Genomic DNA, 20,268 nt, shown 5'->3' on the forward strand with positions numbered 1-20,268 from the left:
TGACTTTATGACGTCGCCGTGGAGAGCCGGCAACGGCTACCGTCGGTTCATGCTGCGTACCGCGACGGCCGAGGACATCCCCGCGACGGAAGAGCTGATGCGGGCCTCGGTGCTGGGGCTCTTCCCCGATTTTCACGATCCGGCCGAGACCGGGGCGGCTGCCCGGTTCATCACCGACCTCGACCGGGACCTGGTCGCCGACGGTACCTACTACGTGATCGAGGAGCAGGGCGAGCTCGTGGCCTGCGGGGGCTGGAGCCGGCGGGCCAAGCTGCACACCGGCACCGGGCACACGCACGACGACGATGCCCGCCTGCTCGACCCGGCCACTGAGCCTGCCCGTGTGAGGGCGATGTTCGTGCGCCCGGACCGGACCCGCCGAGGCCTGGCCCGGCAGATCCTGGCGGCGGCCGAGTCGGCCGCCCAGGCCGAGGGATTCGCCGAGCTCGTGCTGATGGCCACCCGTCCGGGCGTGCCGCTGTACCGCGCTCTGGGGTTCGTGGTGGTGGAGGAGACCTCGTTCGCCACGCCCAACGGGGTGCGGCTGGAGTGCACGGTGATGCACAAGCCGATCGGGTGAGCCCCTATGCTCGCGCGCATGCCTTCCGGTCTTCCGCCTGAGCTGCAAGAACTCTTGTCAGCCCGGCATTCGGCGTTCTGGGTGAGTCAGGGGCCGGCCACCGTTCAGCTCTGGCGCTCGCTCCGGGCCGACCGCCTTCGCACCGGCCTGGTTCCGATCCTGCTGGAGAGCGACGACCACGACGTAGACCGTCCGTGGGACACCGGCGAGCTGGCGCCGGGCGACATGAGCAGTCCCGAAGAGCACGACGCGGCTACTCTGCTGGCGCAGTGGTGGGACGAGTACTCCGAAACCGATGAGGACGACGAGGACGACGAGCTGACGGCTCCTTTTGGACGTCGGTGGCCGGGTCTCGTGCCCTCGCAGGTCTTGTCGGTGGATCCGGAAGAGCAGGCGGACCGCTGTGCGGTCCAGATGCTGGCCGAGAAGCCGCATCTGCGGCTGGGACTGGTGGCGGCCGAGCGCAGTGCTGATGCTCCGTCGGTCACGGGCTGGCAGGGCCCGGCCAACTACATCGACGACACGGCCCAGGTCTCGGCCGTTCTGCGCTCGTGGGAGGACCGGTTCGGGGCGCGACTGGTCGGGATGGGGTTCGCCGATCTCTATGTGAGCGTGCCCGCCCCGCCCGCCAGTCGCGCCGAGGCACTGCCGATCGCTGCGGAGCACTTCGCGTTGTGCCCCGACAACATCGGGCAGATGGACGGTCTGGCTGCCTACGCAGACGGGCTGGTCGGGGAGTCGCTCTGGTCGTTCTGGTGGGACTGAGATTTCAGCGGAGGGCGGCCAGCCGGGAACGAACGGTGCGCAGTTGGGCCAGGCGGCGTTCGTAGCCGCCGCCCAGCACCAGCAGCGCCAGCCCGACGATCGCGGCCCAGGCCCACAGCGGCACTGCCTGACCGACTTCCTGCAGCCAGGGCCCGATCAGAATCAACGCCTGGGCCGCCAGCGTTACCGCTCCGCCGATCAGAGGGGCCTGCATCCGCTTGACCGCACCCGCCGCGACGGCCAAGGCCGCTGCGACAAGGACCAGAACGGGCCGGAAGAGGGGGCTTTCGGCCTCACTGAGGGTGGCCAGGAAGCTGGGGCTGAGCAGGAGCAGCAGGCCGGGCCCGACGGTGGGCCAGGAGTGCGCAATGTCGGGCGCGGGCGTGCTCTTCTCGAGGTGCTGGAACCGGTTGAGCCCGAACGTCAGCAGGATCAGCGCGGCCGGGACGGTCCAGGCTTCCAGGGCCGTCAGTGGGATCTGGCGGCCCTGCATCGGGGCCAGTTCGTCCAGGCGGTGCATGGTGCGCAGCAGGGCGGTCGCGACGGCGATGACCATGCCGGTCAATACCAGGGCGCGGGCGAGACCGGGCCGGGTGAGCCGACCGCTGCGCTGGGCGTAGAGCGTGCCCGCCACCAGGAGCCCACCCATCGTCATGAGCAGGATGGGCCGCCAGATCTCGTCGCGGACGCCGACGGCCAGCACACTGGGCACCACGCCGATCAGCAGCGGGCGGGCCAGCACGCCGAGATCCTGGTACCACTGCGGATACGAGCTGGGCTTCGATGTGGCTGTGAGAGAGGGGTTTCGGCGGTGGGCCCAGAGCTGGACCGCCAGCAGGGCGAGGGCCGGCGGCACGGTGTAGGCCTCGACCACCTGCACACCCGCATCGGCCAGGCGCAGCCACGAGGAGCCGGCCAGCAGCAGCCCGGCCAGCCAGCCGATCTCGCTGCGGTCGGGGTTCAAGGCGATCGCCGAGGCCGAGACGCCGAGAATGAGCAGGGTCAGCCAGACCCGCTCGGTGTCGGCGTCTCCGCTCAGGGTCACCGAGACGGCGATCAGACCGGCTGCCAGCAGACCGATTTCGGCGCCGATCCGACGCTGTTTCCAGCGGGGGGCGTCGGCCCGGTCGCTGACCAGGCCAACGGTGACGGCCGCAGTGCCCACGGCGGTCGAGAGCGACCAGATCAGGCCGTTCGAGATGGTGTCCGGGTTCCAGACCTCGGCGCAGGTGGCGGCCAGGAAACCGAGCAGGGGAGTGCTCAGGCCGGCGAACAGTTGCGGCAGCTGCGGATAGGCGGTCGCGAGGGCGGCCCGGATGAACAGTACGCCGCTCAGGGCGATGACCAGGGCGACCAGGATCAGGGCGGGCCGGGTGACGGCCGGTAGTTGGTCGGGGTCGGAAACGGCGGTGAAGTAGCCGATTCCGAGTGCCACGAGACCGGGTGCGGTGGCGATCAGCCGGTCGAGAGGGCTCCAGTCGGCCCGGCCCGGGCGCCGGGGGATCGGCAGGCGGGCAATCGTGAGCAGTGCTGCCACCCCCGAACCGCTGATCAGAGCGGTCCAGATCACGGACGTCCTCTGGTCGGCTCCGAGCTGTTCGATCAGGACGGCCAGGGCGACCGGGAACAGAATGGCCGCCAGCAGGGCCAGGGCGGCGCGGCCGATCCGGGTGTTCTCGTCGGTGCCGGGGAAGCGGCGTCGGGCTCCCAGCACCGCTACCGCGGCGAGCAGCGTGACGGCGCCCGGCAGTTGCTCGGTGCCCCAGGCCAGGATCACCGCGAGCGTGCCGGTGAGGACGGCGGCGGTCCAGGTCAGTGAGGGCTGCCACCTGCGCAGGGCCAGCGCGACCGCAACGAACGAAAGGACGAGTAGCGCGGCGACGCCGGCGGCAACGGGGGCTGCGGGGGTGAGGGCCACCAGAACGACTGCGGACGCCGCGAGGGGGAGCGGAAGGCGGTTGAGCAGCCGGTGCACTCGTTTGGGCCAGGGGCCCGAGGGCCAGGCCTGGCCGCGGCCGACCACCCAGCTGACCACGATGATCACGGCCAGGGCGGCCAGGACGCTCAGCCAGTGACGGGTGAGGTCGGGCTGCTGGGCGCCGATGTCGCCCAGTCTGGTGCCCGCGTCGTGGGCGCGGGCGCTGGTGGGGATCGGGCGCAGGAGGTGCCAGGCGGTCAGGGTCAGGGTGGGCAGGGCGATCAGGCCGTAGGTGGCGAGGGCGCCGATGGCGGCCGCGGTGCGGCGCAGGGCTGCCTCGGGGTGGGGCCTGAGGAAGGTGAAGGGGATCAGCAGCAGGCCGGCCTCGACGACGACCGGGATGAGCGTGGTCACGCCGTGCAGCGAGAGTGCTTCGGCGACGGCGCCGCCACCCACCGCGGCGGCCGCGACGATCGAGACGCCGGCGGCCAGGGACCAGGCCCGGTTGAGTGCGTGAGGGCTGGGCGGCGGGCTCGCGTTGGTGGGTTGCGGCTTGTTTGAGGACGGCGTGTGGGCCAGAGGGCGGTCGGCCCAGGTCTGTGCGGCGAGGGCTGCGGTGACGGCGACTGCTCCGAGAGCTGCGGTGGTGAGCTCGGGCAGACCCAGCCAGGACGGCACGGTGGCGGCGGCCAGCATGAGCGCGGCCGTGATCCGCGCGATGATGCGCTCGTTCTGCCAGGTCGGCGGCAGGGTGCGGCGGCAGAGGGTGACCAGGGCGCCGGCGATCAGGCCGAGCTGCCAGGTGTCGACGAGGTCGTGGGTGAGCTGGGCGGTCAGGAAGTAGGCGCCCAGCGGTAGCAGGAGGGCGCTGGCGTGGGTGCCCGCGCGCACCTTGGTGGTCCGGCCCCAGGTCTCGAGCAGCAGGCCCACCACCACCAGGGCGCTGCCGGTGTAGAGCACCACGTCGGGCTCGTCGGCGCCGAGGAGCCCGGTGCTGCGGACGGCCCAGGTGTCACCGAGCACCAGGACGACGGCCAGGGCCCCGACTGCTTCGGCGGTCTCGGGCAGGCGCGGTCGCAGCCAGGTGGCGGTGCCGAGGGCGGCCAGGGTGACCCCACCGATCACGGCCGCCCGGCCGGCCAGGGGCATGCTCTGCCAGGAGAAGATCAGGAACCCGATGGCGGCCACGGCCAGCAGCAGGGCGCCCGCGCCGACCAGGATCGTGTTGACGCTGAGCCAGGACGGGGTGGCGCGTTCGGGACCGCGGTCGGGCCAGGGCGGCTGGACCGGGCCGGGCGGTGGTGGTGGGCTGGGGACGGGCGGTGCGCCGGGGCTGGGAGCCGCGCTCGCCGGCGTCCTCAGTTCTGCTCTTGGCTCTGTTCTTGCTCGGGCCGCCTGCGCACGCAGGAACTGCAGCGCCACTTCGCGTTGGTCGAGGGCCTCGGCGGCGACCCGGCTCATCGTCTGCACCCGGGCCGCCTCGGGCCCGGACAGGTCGATCCCGCAGACCGGGCACCGGGGGCCGGTCAGTGCGGCCGCGCAGTTGGGGCAACGCGAGAGGTCCACGAGCAGGCGGCGCAGTTCTGGGAGCGCGCCGATCACCCTTGGGCCCGGACCGGGCTGTCCCCCCACGTCGAAACTCATGCGGTGATTATTGCGATCACTCCGTCTGCGCGGTCAGCCCGGCCTTCTCGATCGCCGCCACGGCCGCTGCCTCGTCGTTGTCCGAGGAGTCGCCGGTGATGCCTACCGCCCCGATCAGCGCACCCTCGGCGTCGCGCACCAGTACCCCGCCGGGCACCGGGATCAGGGCGCCGCCGACGGCCGAGGTGACCGCGGCGACGAAGTACGGCTGGTTCTCGGCCCGGGCCATCAGGGCCCGGGAGCCCAGCCCCATCGAGATCGCACCGTGGGCCTTGCCGAAGGCGATGTCGAAGCGCCGGTTCGACGCGCCGTCCTCCCTTTCGGCGGCCAGCACGTGCCCTCCGGCGTCGAGCACCACGACCGTGAGCGGTTGCAGGCCGGCCTCGCGGGCGTGGGCCCGGGCAGCGGCGATGATCGTGCGGGCGGTTTCCAGGGGCAGTGCGGTCATGTCCGGAATTATGTAACTATGGGCGCGCGCTCACCATCGATTTTGTGATCGGAAGGCGGCCAACGGCATGGGGTCCACCTCACCAGAAGCACTCACGGCCGCCCTGAGGGCAGATCCGGTGCCAGGAGCCGGTCCGGTGCACTGTGCCACGGTGGAGGTCGACGGGCGGCGGGTCGCCGTGGTCAGTCTCGGCCGGCCGGAGCGTCACAATGCGCTCGACCTGGCCGCCTGGCACGAGATCGCCCGTCTGGCGGGCGAATTTGCCCAGGACCGGGCGCTGCGGGCGGTCGTGGTGCGAGGCTGCGGTGGGCGGGCGTTCAGTGCGGGGGCCGACATTGCCGAGTTCCCGTCCCGCCGGATCGGCGCCGGAGTGGCCGACGGCTACAACGAATCGGTCGCCCGGGCGCTGGCTTCCGCCGCTGCCGTGCCGGTTCCGGTGATCGCGATGGTGCAGGGGCTGGCCGTTGGTGGCGGCTGCGAGCTGGCCGCGGCCTGTGACGTGCGCCTGGCCACGGTCGGCTCGCGCTTCGGCATTCCGGCCACCCGCTTGGGAGTCACCCTGGGCCTGACCGAGACCCGGGCCGTGAGCCGGGCGATCGGCGCCGCGAACCTGAAATATCTTCTGTTCAGCGGTGCTCTGATCGATGCGCGGCAGGCCCTGGCCTGGGGGCTGGTGCAGCAGGTGGTCGAGGAGGAGGGCGTCGTGGAGGTCACCGCTGCCCTGGTGCAGTCGATCTGCCTGGGCTCCGAGGTCAGTGTGCGGGCGGCCAAGCAGGTCACCGACCTGGCCGGGGCCGATCCGTCGGCCACCGAGCAGCACGAACTGCTGCGCGCGCTGCACGAAGAGGCCTATGACGGGCCGGATCTGCGCGAGGGCGTGGCGGCCTTCACCGAGCGCCGGCCGCCGGTGTTCCGGGCCGGAAGGTCGTAGCGGTGGCGGCCCTGACCGGCCTGAAAGTGCTGGATCTGAGCCGTTACCTGTCCGGGCCCACGCTCACCATGCTGCTGGCCGACCTGGGCGCCGACGTGATCAAGGTGGAGGCCCTGCCGGCCGGCGACCCGGCCCGGGAGTCCGGGCCGTTCCACGGCGACGAGAGCGTGTACTACATGGCCTCCAATCGCAACAAGCGTTCGCTGGCGGTCGATCTGCGCTCGCCCCGAAGGCATCGACCTGGTGCGTGAGCTGGCCGATCGTAGCGATGTGTTCGTGCAGAACTTCCGCCCGGGCACGGCCGCCCGGATGGGCCTGGGGTCCGAGGTGCTGCGGGAGCGTAACGAGCGGCTGATCTACGTGGACATCAGCGGTTTCGGTCAGCGCCCACCCGGTCAGGCCCTGCCCGGGTTCGACCAGACCGCGCAGGCCATGTCCGGGCTGATGAGTGTCACCGGCACCGAGCAGACCGGCCCGCTGCGGGTCGGTATCGCGGTCAGTGACTCGGCCACCGGGGTTTTCGCGGCGGTGGGTGTGCTTGCGGCGTTGCACGAGCGTGAGCGCACGGGTCGGGGAGCGGTGGTCGAGTCGTCGCTGATGGAGTCGACGCTGACGCTGATGTCGTACCAGGCGCAGAAGTATCTCAGTCTCGGCGTCGTGCCCATCCAGGACGGCAACGACCATCCGATCATCTTCCCTCAGGGCACCTTTCGCACTCGGTCCGGTTCGATCACCCTGGCCTGCGGCAACGACCGGATGTGGCGGCGTCTGTGCGGTGTGCTCGACCTGGAAGAGCTGGTGGGGCAGCCGGAATATGCCGACAATGCTGCGCGGATGGCCAACCGGGGGCAGTTGCGGCGGCTGATCGAGCAGCGTCTGGCCGCCCGGCCCGCCGAGGAGTGGATCGAGCTGGCCAATCAGGCGGGGGTGCCGTGCGGTCCGGTGCTCGACGTGGGGGAGGCGCTCGATCATCCGGTCACCGCCGGACTGGACATGGTGCAGACGGTGCAGCACGAATCCCTGGGCGAGATGCGGGTTCTGGGGCAGGCGGTCAAGGTCGAGGGCAGTGAGCAGGGCTGGCTGCGGCACCCGGCGCCGGTGCTGGGGCAGCACACCGCCGAGATCCTGGGCGAGCTGGGGCTCGACGGTGACCGGATTGAAGCCTTGCGGCAGGCCGGGGTGGTGGCGGGTTAGATTTTGAGGGTGGCGTCGGCCAGCTCGGGCCAGTTGTCCCGGGTGCCTTCCCGGCTGACTTCGGCGTAGCGGGCCTCGCCGAGCCGGGTGCGGGCGGTCTGTTCGATCCGGGTCACGTCGGGATGTTCCACGTAGGGCAGGCCGCGCAGCGCGGCGCTGGCCGCGAGCAGTCGGGCGGCCTGCTCGTCGTCGCGTTGCTGCTGGGCCAGGTCGGCGAGGCCGACGAGGACCTGGGCGATCGTGAGCGGGTAGCCGGCCTCGTTCGCCGCCTCGTAGGCCAGCTTCCGGTGCCTTCCCGCCTCGGCCCGGTCGTCGGTGAGGTAGGCCAGCAGGTCGTGGCGTACCGCGCGGAACTCGGCCCGCCCGGCCTCTTCGCCGAGCACGGCGGCGGCCCGGTCGAGCTGGCGGCGGGCCTCGGGCGCGTTGCCGGTGCTGCGGGCCAGTTCGGCCTCCACGATGGCCAGTTCGGAGAGGGCGACCGACCAGGTGGCCTGCTCGGCGAGGTGGTGGGCGTGGGCCAGGGCAGCCGTACTCGCCTCGATGTCGCCGTTCAGCCAGTACAGGTGGGCCTGGCGGGCGCGCAGCGCGATGACGTCTTCCAGGGCGCCGAGCTCGGTGACCGCCCGGATGGCCTGCTCGTAGTGTTCGCAGGCGCTGAGCCGGTCTCCGCGCAGGGCCAGGCGGGCGGCCAGTTCGGTGTGGGCGAAGGAGATTCCGAACCGTTCGCCGAGGGCCTGGAACTGCTCGAGGGCGGTGTGCAGGAAGGTGTCGGCCTCGGTGCCGCTGTGGCCCATCACCACCCGGACCTTGCCCAGGTGCAGCTGGGCCAGGGCGGCGACCCACGGGTCCTCGCTGTCGAGCAGGGGTTCGAAGGCGGACAGGTAGGCGCCCGGGTCGGTGAGCATGCGGTGCAGCGGGGCGACCAGGCCCAGCAGCGGGTCGGGCTGCGGGATGCGCCGGGTGAGCTCGTAGGCCTGCTCGATCCACTCGGCCGCGTCGCGCTCGTCGCCCCGCCCGGAGTTCAGGAACATCACCACCAGGGCGCTGAGCATGGCCCGGGTGGGGGCGGGCACCTCGCCGGGGATCCGGCTGGCGGCCACCACCAGTTCGTTGCCCTCGGCCTTGTGCCCGGCCAGCCACCAGTACCAGCCGGCGGAGGCGGCCAGGCGCATGGCCCCGGCCGCGTCCTGGGCGCTCACTGCCGCGCGCACGGCGGCGCCGAGGTTGTCGTGCTCATCGTGCAGGCGGGCCAGCCAGGTGAGCTGTTCGGCCCGGCGCAGGTGGGGCTGCGCGGTCTCGGCCAGGTCGGTGAAGAAGGCCAGGTGGGCGCGGCGGGCAGACTCCGCCTCGCCCGCCTCGGTGAGCCGCTGGGCCGCGTACTCGCGGATGGTGCCCAGCATCCGGTAGCGCGGCGCGCCCTCGCCGAGGGCCACCAGCAGCGACTTCTCGGTCAGGGCGGTGAGCAGGTCGAGGGCTTGTGCTGACGGGGCCAGGACGGCTTCGGCGGCCTCCAGGCTCACGCTGCCGGAGAACACCGAGAGCCGGCGCAGCATCAGGCGTTCGTCGTCGCTGAGCAGTTGCCAGCTCCAGTCGATCACCGCGTGCAGGGTGCGGTGGCGCGGAAGGGCGGTGCGACTGCCGCCGGTGAGCAGTCGGAACCGGTCGTTCAGGCGCAGGGCGAGCTGGTCGGGCGTCATCGTGCGCAACCGGGCCGCGGCCAGTTCGATCGCCAGCGGGATACCGTCGAGCGCGCGGCAGATCCCGGCCAGGACCTCAGCGGTGCCCTCGTCAAGGGCCAGGTCGCTGCGTACCGCGCGGGCCCGGTCGAGCAGCAGACGCACCGCGGGGGAGGCCTCGATCTGCCCGGCACCGGCCTCGGGATCCGGCACCGCCAGCGGCAGGACCGGCCAGAGCACCTCACCGGTGATGCCGAGCGGTTCGCGGCTGGTGACCAGGATCCGCAGCTGCCGGCACTCGCCCAGCAGCCGGTGGGCGAAGGTGGCCGCGGCCTCGATGACGTGCTCGCAGTTGTCCAGCACCAGCAGCATCTCGCGTTCGCCGACCACGGCCACGACCCGCTCGGTGAGGGTGGTCTCGGAGGGTTCGGCGAGCAGCGTGTCGCGCGGGCCGAGGGCGGCCAGGGCGGCCTGGGCCACGTCGCCGCCGGCGCTGGTGGAGGCGAGCTCGACCAGCCAGGCGCCGTCCTTCCAGGCCGAGGCGTGGGCCCGCGCGGATTCCGTGGCCAGCCGGGTCTTTCCGCACCCGCCGGGCCCGATCAGGGTGACCAGCCGGGACTCGCCGAGCAGGTCGCCGATCCGGCCGACCTCGGTCTCGCGGCCGACGAAGCTGGTGAGTTCGGAGCGCAGGTTGTGGGCGCGGGGCCGGGCGGGCGGGGCCGGGGCCCGCAGCAGCGACAGGTGCAGCTCGGACAACTCGGCCGACGGGTCGGCCCCCAGCTCCTCGGCCAGGGCCCGCCGGGTGCGCCCGAACACCGCGAGGGCCTCGTTCGCCCGGCCGGTGCCGGCCAGGGCCCGCATCAGCGTGGCCACCAGGCGCTCGCGCAGCGGGTGGGCGGCGGCCAGGTCGTTCAGCCGGGGCAGGATCTCCGCGCCGCGCCCCAGAACGACCTCGGCCTCGGCCCATTCCTCGGCGGCGGTGAGATGCAGTTCGGTGAGGTGCGCGACCGCGGCCTCGAAGGCCGGGCTGTCCTGCAGGCCGACCTCGGCCAGGGGAGCGCCCTTCCACAGCGGCAACGCCTGCCGGAGCAGTTCGGTGCGCAGGACCGGATCGCTGGTGCGAGAACGGCTCTGGAGAATGAGCTGCTCGAACCGGACGGCGTCGACCTGCTCGGGGGCGACGGCCAGCCGGTACCCCTCGGGCAGGCCCTCGACCAGCCCTTCCGGAAGGGCCTTGCGCAGCCGGGAGACCAGGCGCTGCAGGGCGTTGGGGGCCTCGGCGGGCGGGTTCTCGCCCCAGATCCAGTCGATGAGTGTGCTCTTGGTGACCAGCTGGCCCGGCCGCAGGGCCAGGGCCGCCAGCAGCGCACGCAGACGGGCCCCCGGCACATCGGCCGGGGTGCCCGTGTCGGTGCGGAGTTCGAACGTGCCCAGCAGCAGGATCTGCACGCGCCGAGTTTGCCACGTTCTGAGATGAATCAGGCCCGCCGGCCGTAGTTCGCCCGGGCCCAGAAGAAGCTGACCAGGATGATGGCCACCGACCAGGCGATGGTGGCGAAGGTCTGGCCGGTGTCGGGGGTCCCGGTCAGGAAACCGCGCACCGACTCGATGATCGAGGTGAAGGGCTGGTACTCGGCGAACTGCCGGATGCCGGTGCCCATCGCCTCGGCCGGGACGATCGCGCTGCTGAAGAAGGGCAGCATGATCAGCGGCACGACGGTGAACGCGGCGGTCTCCGGGCTCTTGGCGAAGAGGCCGAGGGCGACGGTGAGCCAGCTGACCGCGAACACCACCAGTGCCAGCACCCCGAGCACGCCGAGCCACTCGGCCGCCGAGGCCTGCGGGTCGAAGCCCATCAGGAAGGCGACGGCGAAGATCGCGGCCAGGGCCAGCCCGGTGCGCAGCACGGTGGAGAAGACGTGCCCGGTCAGCACCGCGCTGCGGGAGACGTCCATGACCTTGAACCGGTTGATCACGCCGGTGGTCATGTCCGAGTTGACCGCCATCACGGTGGCGCTGAGCCCGTAGACGATGGCCAGCATCAGCATGCCGGGGGTGGCGTAGTCGACGTAGTCGGCCCCGCCCACGTCGAAGGCGTCACCGAAGACGTAGACGAACATCAGCATCAGGATGATCGGGAAGAGGATCGCGTTGAAGACCGCGACGGGGTTGCGCACGGTGTGGCGGAGGTTGCGGCGCAGCATGACCACGGAGTTGCTGTTCATCGGGCTTCGGTCTCCTCGGTAGCGGTGATGGACTGGCCGGTCAGGGCCAGGAAGACGTCGTCGAGGTCGGGCAGCCGCACGGTGAACTCCTCGACCGGCACGGCGTACTCGTCGAGCCGGTCCAGCAGGCTGCGCAGCGAGCGCACCCCGCCGTCGCTCGGCACCCGCAGGATCAGGTTGTCCGGGTCGGGGGTGGCCTCGGGCAGCACCCGCGCGGCGGCCTCCAGGCCCGCGATCTCGGCGAGGCGCAGTTCCACGTGCCCGCCGGGGATCTGGCGCTTCAGCTCCTCGGGGCTGCCCTGGGCCACCAGGCGGCCCTGGTCGAGCACGGCGATCCGGTCGGCGAGCCGGTCCGCCTCCTCCAGGTACTGGGTGGTGAGGAAGATGGTCATGCCGTCGTTCACCAGGTCCCGCACGATCTGCCAGAGCATCCGCCGGCTGCGCGGGTCCAGCCCGGTGGTCGGCTCGTCGAGGAACAGCACCTGCGGCCGGCCCACCAGGGTCATCGCCAGGTCGAGCTTGCGGCGCATGCCCCCGGAGTAGGTGGAGGCCCGCCGGTCGGCGGCCTCCTCCAGGTCGAAGCGCTGCAGCAGCGGCCCGATCGGCTCGGACCCGCGCCGGCCCAGCAGGTCGGCCATCATCTGCACGTTCTCGCGGCCGGTGAGCAGTTCGTCGACCGAGGCGAACTGGCCGGTGACGCCGATCGCCGAGCGCACCCGGTGGGCCTCGGAGGCCACGTCGAAGCCGGCCACCCGGGCGCTGCCGCCGTCCAGCCGCAGCAGCGTGGTCAGCACGTTCACGGTGGTGGTCTTGCCCGCCCCGTTCGGGCCGAGCAGTGAGAACACCGAGCCGGCGGGGACCTCGAAGTCGATCCCCTCCAGCACGGCCTTGTCCTTGTAGGCCTTCCTCAGTCCGGAGGCCTCGATCGCGGTGTTCGTCATGGCTTCAATCTGGAGGTGGGCGCTGACACGCCCCTGACACGAGCCGCCCGTGCCCTGACACGGGCGGCTGTCGCTCAGCCCCAGCCCGGCACGACGAAGACCAGCCAGCTCACCACCGGGGCGATCAGGACCATCGAGAAGCCCCACTGCAGCAGGCGCCGGTACACCAGGTCGCGTTCGTCGTCCGGGGCGTTGGCCACCACCAGGGCGCCGCTGGTGGAGAACGGGCTGGAGTCGACCACCGACGAGGAGATCGACAGGGCGATGATCATGCCGACCGCGCCCACCTCACCGGCCAGCAGGAACGGCACCGCCAGCGGGATCAGCGCCCCGAGAATGCCGGTGGTGGAGGCGAAGGCGGACACCGAGGCGCCGATGAAGCAGATCAGCAGGGCCGCGACCAGCGGGGTGCCGACGTCGGCGACGCCCTCGCCCAGCCAGTCGATCGTGCCCAGCCGCTCCATCATCGAGACGTAGGTGACGATGCCGCAGACCAGCAGCACGGTCGGCCAGGCGATCGCGCTGACCGCGCTCTTGTTGCTCGAGGGGCACAGGATGGTCACCGCGACCGCCACCACCAGAGCGGTGAAGCCGACGTCCTGGTCGAACACCAGCACGGCCACCGCCAGCCCGAGCATGCCGAGCAGGGTGATCAGGCGGTTGCGGTCCAGATCGGTGTGCCCGGTACGGGGTGGCGAGGCCACCGTGGTGGTCTGCACGGCGGTGGTGCTGGCCCGGTCTCCGCGGCGGTCGGGTGGCGTAGTTGCTGCTGTGGGCGGGTTTTCGGGGCTTTCTGGGCTTCCAGTCGAATTGAGGACGCCGTCGCCCAGGTCGCGCTGTCCGAGCAGTTTGCGTCCGCCGAAGAGGATGAAGACCACCACTCCGAGGACGACGTTGAAGACCAGGGAGGACAGGAACAGTGCGGTCGGGTTGCCGGGAAGGTCGTTGCGCTCGACCACGCCGTTGACGATGCTGCCGAAGATGCTGATCGGGGAGAACCCGCCGGCGCTGGCCCCGTTGATCACCATCAGGCCCATCAGGACCGGCGAGATGGAGTACCGCTTGGCGAAATTCATGCCGATCGGCGCAATGATGGCCACCGCCGCGGGCACCACCGCGCCGACCGCGGTGAGCGCGCCGGTCACGGCGAACATCACCCAGGGGATCAGCGCCACCCGGCCGCGCACCGACTGCACGGCCTTCTCCACCAGCCAGTCGACCGTGCCGTTCTCCTTGGCCAGGGCGAACAGGTAGGTGACGCCGACCAGGATCACGAACAGGTCGGCCGGGAAGCCGCTGAGCACCGCGTCCAGGTCCTCGTCCAGCAGTTGCGGCCCGACGATGAACGCGGCCACCAGGGCCAGGGCCCCCATGTGCACCGGCAGCACGGTGGCCACCAGGAACACCAGGGCCAGAACGAGTATCGAGATGAGCTCTTCGGACACGGCGGCTCCCGCTGACGTCATCGACAGGGTGGACGGATGCTTCCCGGAGCTGAGTTCCACGTGACGGAATCGACGTTCGTGTACCTTTTGCACCATCACGTGTAACGCAGGTCACGTCAAGCCCTAACTAGGAGGTCCTGCGATGGGGCGTCACTTCCTGCAGATCCCTGGCCCGACGAACTGCCCGGACGAGGTACTGCGCGCACTGGCGGCCCCGACCATCGACCACCGCGGCCCGGAGTTCCAGGCCCTGGGCCGACGCGTTCTGGAGGGCATCCGCCCGGTCTTCGGCACCGGCAACCCGGTGGTGATCTACCCCGCCTCCGGCACCGGCGCCTGGGAGGCCGCGCTGGTCAACACCCTCAGCCCGGGCGATCGCGTACTGTGCTTCGAGACCGGCCATTTCGCCACCCTCTGGCAGAGGATGGCCACCGAACTGGGCCTGGTGGTCGACTTCGTGCCCGGCGACTGGCGGCACGGGGTCGACCCGGCCCAGGTCGAGGAACGGCTCGCCGCCGACCCGGCAGGTGAGATCAAGGCGGTCTGCTGCGTGCACAACGAGACCTCCACCGGGGTCACCAGCCGGATCGCCGAGGTGCGGGCGGCGATCGACCGCACCGGCCACCCGGCCCTGCTGCTGGTCGACACCATCTCCTCACTCGCCTCGATCGACTACCGCCACGACGAGTGGGGGGTGGACGTGACGGTGGCCGGCTCGCAGAAGGGCCTGATGCTGCCGCCCGGGCTGAGTTTCAACGCGATCAGCGACAAGGCGCTGGCCGCCTCCGAGCACGCCGGGCTACGCCGGTCCTACTGGGACTGGCGTCCGATCCTCGAGACGAACGCCAACGGGTTCTTCCCCTACACACCCGCCACCAACCTGCTCTACGGTCTCGAGGCCTCGCTGAAGCTGCTGCGTGAAGAGGGCCTGAAGAACGTGTTCGCCCGCCACGACCGGCACGCCCGGGCCACCCGCGCCGCCGTCCGGGCCTGGGGCGGCGGGCTGGAGATGCTGTGCCAGGACGAGCGGGAGTACTCGTCCTCGCTGACCGCGATCCTGGTGCCCGAGCAGTTCGACGCCGACGAGATCCGGCGCATCATCCTGCAGCGGTTCGACATGTCCCTGGGGGCAGGACTTTCCAAGGTGGCCGGCAAGGTCTTCCGGATCGGGCACCTGGGCGCCTTCGAGGACCTGACCCTGATCGGCACGCTGGGCGGCGTGCAGATGGGGCTGCAACTGGCCGGGCTACCGATCGACACCGGGGGAGTGAACGCGGCCCTGGAGTCGCTGAGGGACGAGAGCCAGTGACGGCTGGCCTGGCCGAGCGGCTCAGCGCCGAGATCGCCGGCGAGGTGCGCTTCGACGACTACAGCCGCCACCTCTTCTCCCGCGACGCCAGCATGTACGCGATCACCCCGCTCGGCGTGGTCTTCCCGCGCTCGGTGGAAGACGTGTGCGCGGCGGTGCGGATCGCGGGGGAGTTCGGGGTGCCGGTCACCGCTCGCGGGGCGGGCACCAGCCTGGCCGGCCAGACCGTGGGGGCGGGCCTGGTGCTGGACTTCTCCAAGCACCTGGACCAGATCGTCTGGATCGATCCGGAGCGGCGCCGGGCCCGGGTCGAGGTCGGAGTGGTGCAGGACCAGCTGAACCAGGCCGCCGCCCCGTTCGGGCTGATGTTCGGCCCGGACACCTCCACCAGCAACCGGGCCACCATCGGCGGCATGATCGGCAACAACTCCGCAGGCAGCGGATCGCTGCGCTACGGCATGACGATCGATCACGTGCGGGCACTCGACGTGGTGCTCAGCGACGGCTCGACGGCCCGGCTCGAGCCCGGGCGCCTCAGCCAACCGGGACGGGAATCACTGGAAGCCCGGCTGTACGAGGAGCTTCCGAAGATCCTGCAGACCAATTCCGATGCGATTGCGAACGGCTTCCCGCCGTTCTGGCGCCGGGCCTGCGGCTACCGCCTCGACCGGCTGGCCCAGGAGTTCGACCTGGCCAAGTTCGTGGTGGGCAGCGAGGGCACCCTGGTGGTGGTCACCCACGCCGAGGTGGACCTGGTGCCCCGGCCCGCGGTGACCATGTTCGCGGTCGGCCACTTCGACACCACCCAGAAGGCGATCGAGGCCACCACCGACGCCCTGAGCTGCGAACCCGCCCAGGTCGAACTGATGGACAAGACCATCCTCGACCTGTCCCGCCAGAAGATCGAGTACGCCGACCTGGGCGAGCATCTCGTCGGTGACCCGGCGGCTCTGTTGTTCGTCTCGTTCGCCGGGGACGAGGCGTCCATCGTTCGATCGAAACTGCAGGCTCTGGTGAGCCTGTGGGCCGAGAACGGGCACGGCTACCACACGCTGCAGCTGGAGACCGCGGCCGAGCAGAAGGCGCTGCTCAAGGTGCGCAAGTCCAGCCTTGGTCTGCTGATGGCGGCCAGCGAGGGCTCGAACCGGCCGCTGGCCTTCGTGGAGGACACGGCCGTGCCGCCGCAACGGCTGGCCGAGTACACCGCGCGTTTTGCCCAGGTGCTCGACGAGTACGGGATGCGGGCCGGTTTCTACGGCCACTGCTCGGTCGGCTGCCTGCACATCCGGCCGTTCGTCGACCTTTCGCGTCCCGACGAGATTGCCCGGATGCGCGCGGTGGCCGAGCGGATCAAGGATCTGGTGCGCGAGTTCGGCGGGGTCAACTCCAGCGAGCACGGCGACGGCCTGGCCCGCAGCGAGTTCAACCGCGAACTCTTCGGTGACGAGCTGTACGAGGCAATGCGCTCGGTGAAGCAACTTTTCGATCCGAAGGGCATTTTCAACCCGGGCAAGATCGTGGATGCGCCGCCGATGACCGACCACCTGCGGGACGCTGCCCTGCCTCCGGCCCCGGAACTGCGCACCCGGCTGCAGTTCGACGTGGTCGGCGGCATGCGGGGAGCGGCCGACCGGTGCATGAACATCGGCCTGTGCCGCAAGAGCACCACCGGCGCGATGTGCCCCTCGTACATCGCCACCCGCGACGAGGAACACGCCACCCGGGGCCGGGCCAATGCGCTGGTCAAGGCGCTGTCGGAACCGGATCCGGCGACGGCGCTGGGCGACGAGCGGCTGCACGAGATCCTCGACCTGTGCCTGATGTGCAAGGCCTGCAAGGCCGAGTGCCCGTTGGGGGTGGACATGGCCAAGCTGAAGAGCGAGACCTTGTCGCACTACCACGAGCAGCACGGAATTCCATTCCGCAGCAGGCTGTTCGCCTCGATCCGGCGGTTGAACCGGCTGGGGTCGGCGCTCGCACCGGTGGCCAATCTGGGTGGGCTGAGCCGGCCGCTGGTGCGTCTGGCCGGGATCTCGCCGCAGCGTCCTTTACCCAAGTTTCGCTTCCGCAATCTGAAGCGCTGGTACGCAACCCGGCCGCGTCCGTCCAAAAGCTCTGAGGGGGTGGTGAATTTCCTGGCCGATTCGTTCACCACCTACACCGAGCCGCAGATCGGTCAGGCTGCGATCACCCTGCTGGAAAAGTCCGGCTGGCAGGTATCGCTCGCCGATGCGGGATGTTGCGGCCGGTCGGCGCTCTCGAAGGGAATGGTGAAAGACGCCCAGGCCAAGGCCGCCTCGATGGCGCACACGCTGGCCGCCGGCACCGGCCCGATCGTCGGCTGTGAACCCTCGTGCCTGTTCACGCTGCGGGACGAGCACGTGAGCCTGCTGCCCGGCGATCCGGACGTGGTGTCGGTGGCCGGGCGGGTGCGGCAGGTCGAGGAGCTGCTCACCGAGGCGATCGATGAAGGACGGTTGCGGCTGGCTCCGGATTCCTGGCTCGCCGGGCGTCGCATCCTGTTTCACGGCCACTGCCACCAGAAGGCCGAGGTCGGCACTGCGGCCACGATGGCCCTGCTGAGGCGCATTCCGGGCGCCGAGGTGGTGGAGCTGGACGCGGGCTGTTGCGGGATGGCCGGCTCGTTCGGCTACGAGGCCGAGCACTACGAACTGTCCATGAAGGTGGGCGCAGATCGGCTGTTCCCGGCGATCGAGGCCGAGGACGAGCTCACCGTGGTGGCGGCCACCGGTACGTCGTGCCGGGAGCAGATCTTCCACGGAACCCGCCGTACGGCCTGGCATCCGGTCGAACTGGTGGCCGAAGCCCTCAGCGGCTGAGGGCGGTGCGCACCAGGGCGGCCACCGTCTGCGAGCGGCTGTGGGCCGGCCAGGCGATGACGTTGGTGACCGGCGCGGCGTCGGTCACCGGCACCGAGGCCAGCCCGGCGGCCGTGGGCAGGCAGGATTCGCAGATCACGGCGCTGGCTCGGCCCAGCGAGACCAGCTGCAGCAGTTGCAGCTGGTCGCGGATCTGGGGCCCGGGCCCGTCTAGGTAGGTGCCGTCGGCCTGGCGCCAACGGGCCTGCGGCAGGCCGGGAATCGTGTCCATCTCGGCCAGAGTGATGCCTTCGCGGGTGCCGTAGGGGTGCCCGCCGGGCAGGATCGCCACCCGGTTCTCGGTGTCGAGCTCTTCGTAGTCCAGCCCGGTGGTGCGGTCGAAAGGCAGCGTGAGCAGGCCGAGGTCGGCGCGGCCGTCGTGCAGCATCGGCTCCGACTCGCCCAGGGCGGCCAGCACCACGTCGACCTTCACGTCGGGGTGTTCGACGGCGAAGGCGTCGAGCAGCTTGGCCAGACGTTCGCTGCCCATACCGGTCTTGGCCACCAGGGTGATCCCGTCGGGCTGGACCCCGGCCCGGCGGGTGCGCCGTTCGGCTGCCTCGACGGCGGTGAGCGCGGTGCGGGCCTCGCGCAGCAGGACTGCTCCGGCCGGGGTGAGCTCGACCGCGCGCCGGTCGCGTTCCAGCAGTTTCGTGCCCAGCCGGCGTTCCAGCTGCTGGATGGCGCGGGAGAGCGGTGGCTGGGCCATACCGAGGCGCTCGGCGGCCCGGCCGAAGTTCAGCTCCTCGGCCACGGCCACGAAGTAGCGCATCTCGCGGGTCTCCACCGCCGGATCCTAACCCGGGGCTGATACCCGGCAGGTATGAGCAGGCACCGGAGCGGTCTTGGACCATCCGGGCGGGCGAAACCTAGCGTCCTGGGCATGAGCGAAACGAAGACCGCCCTGGTCACCGGGGCGAACAAAGGCATCGGCTACGAGATCGCCCGGCAGCTGGGCAAGCTGGGGTACCGGGTGGGGGTGGGCTCGCGCGACGGCGAACGCGGGGCCGAGGCGGTGGATCGGCTGAAGGCGGAAGGGCTGGACGTGTTCGCAGTCCCTCTCGACGTCACCAGCGACGAGAGCGTTCAGGCGGCCGTGGGCGCCTTCACCGAGCTCGACGTGCTGGTGAACAACGCGGGGATCAATGGTGGGGCGTTCCAGCTGCCGTCCGGGACCGATCTGGAACGGTTCCGCCGGGTGATCGACACCAACGTGTTCGGCGTGATGCGGGTGACCAACGCCTTCCTGCCCCTGCTGCGTCGATCTGCCGCGCCCCGCATCGTCAACCTGTCCACGTCGATGGCCTCGCTGGCGCACCAGCAGGAGGCCTCGATGTACGCCGGGGCGATCGACGGCGCCTACGGCCCGTCCAAGACTCTGCTGAACGCCGTCACGCTGCAGTACGCCCGGGAGTTCGCCGACACGAACATCCTGGTCAACGCGGTCTGCCCGGGCTACGTGGCCAGCGACTTCACCGCCTACCAGGGCTACCGCAGCACCGCCGAGGGTGCGGCCATCGCGGTTCGGCTGGCCACGGTGGCCGACGACGGGCCGCGAGGCGGTTTCTTCAACGAGGAGGGTGCTCTGCCCTGGTGAGCCGGGCCAGGCGCGGGATCATCCGTTCCTCGATGTCGTCGGGCCCGGGGAAGACCCGGGTGGCGGCGCGCTGGTGGGCCAGGCCGTGCAGTCCCAGCCAGAGGGCCACCGCGTCCTTGGCCGGGTCGTCGGAGTCCGAGACGCCGGCCTGCCCCGCCTCGGCCAGAACCTCGGCCAGCAGGCCGAGACTGCCCACCCCCAGGTCTTCCATGTCCTGTGCGGTGACCGAGCTCCGGCCGTCGATCGCGGGCATCCACAGCCCACCGAACAGGGTGCGGTAGCGGGTCGGGTGCTGGGCGGCGAAGGCCAGGTAGGCCCGGCTGATCGCCCACACCTTCTGCTCCGGGTCGCTCGCCTGCTGCGCGGCCTCGCGCAGGGCCTGCTCCAGTTCGGCCAGGCCGTGCTGCACGACGGCCAGCATGATCGCCGGCTGGTCGGCGAAGTGCGCGTAGATCGAGGGGGCGGAGATCCCGGCCTTGCGGGCCACCGACCTGAGGGTGACCGCGCGTTCGTCCTCCGACTCGTCGAGCAGGGCGATCGCCGCGGCCACGATCTCCTCGCGCAGTTTGCGGCCCTCACCTCGGCGGTTACGGGCCCGGGCGGGTTTCGCGGTGTCCATGACGGAAGCTTACAGCCACAAACTTAGGGCCGTAAGCTTGCATGCGTTAACTAACGCACGTAATGTCATGGCCATGGAGATCAGCGCAGTCAAGGAG

At 71.0% G+C, this 20,268-nt stretch carries 16 protein-coding genes; 8 read left to right on the forward strand and 8 right to left on the reverse strand.

Annotated features, from left to right (window positions below):
- The first annotated feature begins 49 nt into the window (after window positions 1-49).
- Together LWF15_RS13000 and LWF15_RS13005 are read left to right on the forward strand one after the other, a co-directional pair.
- Window positions 50-580 (forward strand): GNAT family N-acetyltransferase, encoded by a 531-nt coding sequence (locus LWF15_RS13000; RefSeq protein ID WP_232810815.1) that lies wholly within the window; start codon window positions 50-52, stop codon window positions 578-580.
- 18 nt (window positions 581-598) lie between these two features.
- On the forward strand, window positions 599-1,345 hold the full coding sequence (locus tag LWF15_RS13005) for a DUF4253 domain-containing protein (RefSeq protein WP_232810817.1): 747 nt from the start codon (window positions 599-601) through the stop codon (window positions 1,343-1,345).
- A gap of 4 nt (window positions 1,346-1,349) precedes the next feature.
- Here LWF15_RS13005 and LWF15_RS13010 read toward each other — a convergent pair whose 3' ends face one another.
- On the reverse strand, window positions 1,350-4,907 hold the full coding sequence (locus tag LWF15_RS13010; protein WP_232810820.1) for an SCO7613 C-terminal domain-containing membrane protein: 3,558 nt from the start codon (window positions 4,905-4,907) through the stop codon (window positions 1,350-1,352).
- A gap of 16 nt (window positions 4,908-4,923) precedes the next feature.
- Window positions 4,924-5,355 carry a GlcG/HbpS family heme-binding protein gene (locus LWF15_RS13015; RefSeq protein ID WP_232810822.1) on the reverse strand — a complete coding sequence of 144 codons (432 nt, stop codon included), beginning with the start codon at window positions 5,353-5,355 and terminating at the stop codon, window positions 4,924-4,926.
- A 151-nt stretch (window positions 5,356-5,506) separates the two neighbouring features.
- Here LWF15_RS13015 and LWF15_RS13020 point away from each other — a divergent pair, with 151 nt between their 5' ends.
- From LWF15_RS13020 to LWF15_RS13025, 3 genes are read left to right on the forward strand one after another with little or no spacing between them, the layout of a single operon-like run.
- On the forward strand, window positions 5,507-6,286 hold the full coding sequence (locus tag LWF15_RS13020; RefSeq protein ID WP_232810824.1) for an enoyl-CoA hydratase/isomerase family protein: 780 nt from the start codon (window positions 5,507-5,509) through the stop codon (window positions 6,284-6,286).
- 2 nt (window positions 6,287-6,288) lie between these two features.
- Window positions 6,289-6,537, forward strand: a complete 249-nt coding sequence (locus LWF15_RS36300) for a CoA transferase (protein WP_332879897.1) — start codon at window positions 6,289-6,291, stop codon at window positions 6,535-6,537.
- A complete protein-coding gene (locus LWF15_RS13025; protein WP_332879898.1) occupies window positions 6,530-7,480 on the forward strand; it encodes a CaiB/BaiF CoA transferase family protein in 951 nt (316 codons plus the stop codon). Before LWF15_RS36300 ends, LWF15_RS13025 begins: the two co-directional genes overlap by 8 nt.
- Here the strand turns inward: LWF15_RS13025 and LWF15_RS13030 are convergent.
- From LWF15_RS13030 to LWF15_RS13045, 4 genes are all read right to left on the reverse strand, one after another.
- Entirely contained in the window at window positions 7,477-10,605 is a 3,129-nt protein-coding gene (locus LWF15_RS13030; protein ID WP_232810826.1) for a BTAD domain-containing putative transcriptional regulator, read from the reverse strand. The genes LWF15_RS13025 and LWF15_RS13030 overlap by 4 nt on opposite strands.
- Window positions 10,606-10,634: 29 nt before the next feature.
- Window positions 10,635-11,381 (reverse strand): ABC transporter permease, encoded by a 747-nt coding sequence (locus LWF15_RS13035; protein ID WP_232810828.1) that lies wholly within the window; start codon window positions 11,379-11,381, stop codon window positions 10,635-10,637.
- Window positions 11,378-12,322 (reverse strand): ATP-binding cassette domain-containing protein, encoded by a 945-nt coding sequence (locus LWF15_RS13040; RefSeq protein WP_232810830.1) that lies wholly within the window; start codon window positions 12,320-12,322, stop codon window positions 11,378-11,380. Before LWF15_RS13040 ends, LWF15_RS13035 begins: the two co-directional genes overlap by 4 nt.
- 74 nt (window positions 12,323-12,396) lie before the next feature.
- Window positions 12,397-13,767 (reverse strand): SLC13 family permease, encoded by a 1,371-nt coding sequence (locus LWF15_RS13045; RefSeq protein ID WP_232810832.1) that lies wholly within the window; start codon window positions 13,765-13,767, stop codon window positions 12,397-12,399.
- Window positions 13,768-13,909: 142 nt separating this feature from the next.
- On the opposite strand from LWF15_RS13045, the gene LWF15_RS13050 reads away from it, so the two are divergent.
- A complete protein-coding gene (locus tag LWF15_RS13050; protein WP_232810834.1) occupies window positions 13,910-15,076 on the forward strand; it encodes a pyridoxal-phosphate-dependent aminotransferase family protein in 1,167 nt (388 codons plus the stop codon).
- Window positions 15,073-17,916: an FAD-binding and (Fe-S)-binding domain-containing protein gene (locus LWF15_RS13055; RefSeq protein WP_232810836.1), complete on the forward strand. Its 2,844-nt coding sequence runs from the start codon at window positions 15,073-15,075 to the stop codon at window positions 17,914-17,916. Before LWF15_RS13050 ends, LWF15_RS13055 begins: the two co-directional genes overlap by 4 nt.
- On the opposite strand, the gene LWF15_RS13060 is transcribed toward LWF15_RS13055, so the two are convergent.
- Window positions 17,906-18,742 (reverse strand): LysR family transcriptional regulator, encoded by an 837-nt coding sequence (locus LWF15_RS13060; protein ID WP_232810838.1) that lies wholly within the window; start codon window positions 18,740-18,742, stop codon window positions 17,906-17,908. The genes LWF15_RS13055 and LWF15_RS13060 overlap by 11 nt on opposite strands.
- Window positions 18,743-18,838: 96 nt before the next feature.
- Between LWF15_RS13060 and LWF15_RS13065 the strand changes: the two genes are divergently transcribed.
- Window positions 18,839-19,552, forward strand: coding sequence for an SDR family oxidoreductase (locus LWF15_RS13065; protein ID WP_232810839.1), 714 nt, complete (start codon window positions 18,839-18,841; stop codon window positions 19,550-19,552).
- Here LWF15_RS13065 and LWF15_RS13070 read toward each other — a convergent pair.
- Window positions 19,524-20,171: a TetR/AcrR family transcriptional regulator gene (locus LWF15_RS13070; protein ID WP_232810840.1), complete on the reverse strand. Its 648-nt coding sequence runs from the start codon at window positions 20,169-20,171 to the stop codon at window positions 19,524-19,526. The two genes, LWF15_RS13065 and LWF15_RS13070, sit on opposite strands and share 29 nt — an antisense overlap.
- Window positions 20,172-20,268: the final 97 nt, after the last annotated feature.

Source organism: Kineosporia rhizophila, assembly GCF_021277265.1.
GTDB classification, from domain to species: Bacteria; Actinomycetota; Actinomycetes; order Actinomycetales; family Kineosporiaceae; genus Kineosporia; species Kineosporia rhizophila.

Bases quoted from the DNA above. Each gene is read 5' to 3' on its own strand.
- LWF15_RS13000 (WP_232810815.1), top strand. From the start codon at position 50: ATGCTGCGTACCGCGACGGCCGAGGACATCCCCGCGACGGAAGAGCTG.
- LWF15_RS13005 (WP_232810817.1), top strand. From the start codon at position 599: ATGCCTTCCGGTCTTCCGCCTGAGCTGCAAGAACTCTTGTCAGCCCGG.
- LWF15_RS13010 (WP_232810820.1), bottom strand. From the start codon at position 4,907: ATGAGTTTCGACGTGGGGGGACAGCCCGGTCCGGGCCCAAGGGTGATC.
- LWF15_RS13015 (WP_232810822.1), bottom strand. From the start codon at position 5,355: ATGACCGCACTGCCCCTGGAAACCGCCCGCACGATCATCGCCGCTGCC.
- LWF15_RS13035 (WP_232810828.1), bottom strand. From the start codon at position 11,381: ATGAACAGCAACTCCGTGGTCATGCTGCGCCGCAACCTCCGCCACACC.
- LWF15_RS13040 (WP_232810830.1), bottom strand. From the start codon at position 12,322: ATGACGAACACCGCGATCGAGGCCTCCGGACTGAGGAAGGCCTACAAG.
- LWF15_RS13050 (WP_232810834.1), top strand. From the start codon at position 13,910: ATGGGGCGTCACTTCCTGCAGATCCCTGGCCCGACGAACTGCCCGGAC.
- LWF15_RS13065 (WP_232810839.1), top strand. From the start codon at position 18,839: ATGAGCGAAACGAAGACCGCCCTGGTCACCGGGGCGAACAAAGGCATC.
- LWF15_RS13070 (WP_232810840.1), bottom strand. From the start codon at position 20,171: ATGGACACCGCGAAACCCGCCCGGGCCCGTAACCGCCGAGGTGAGGGC.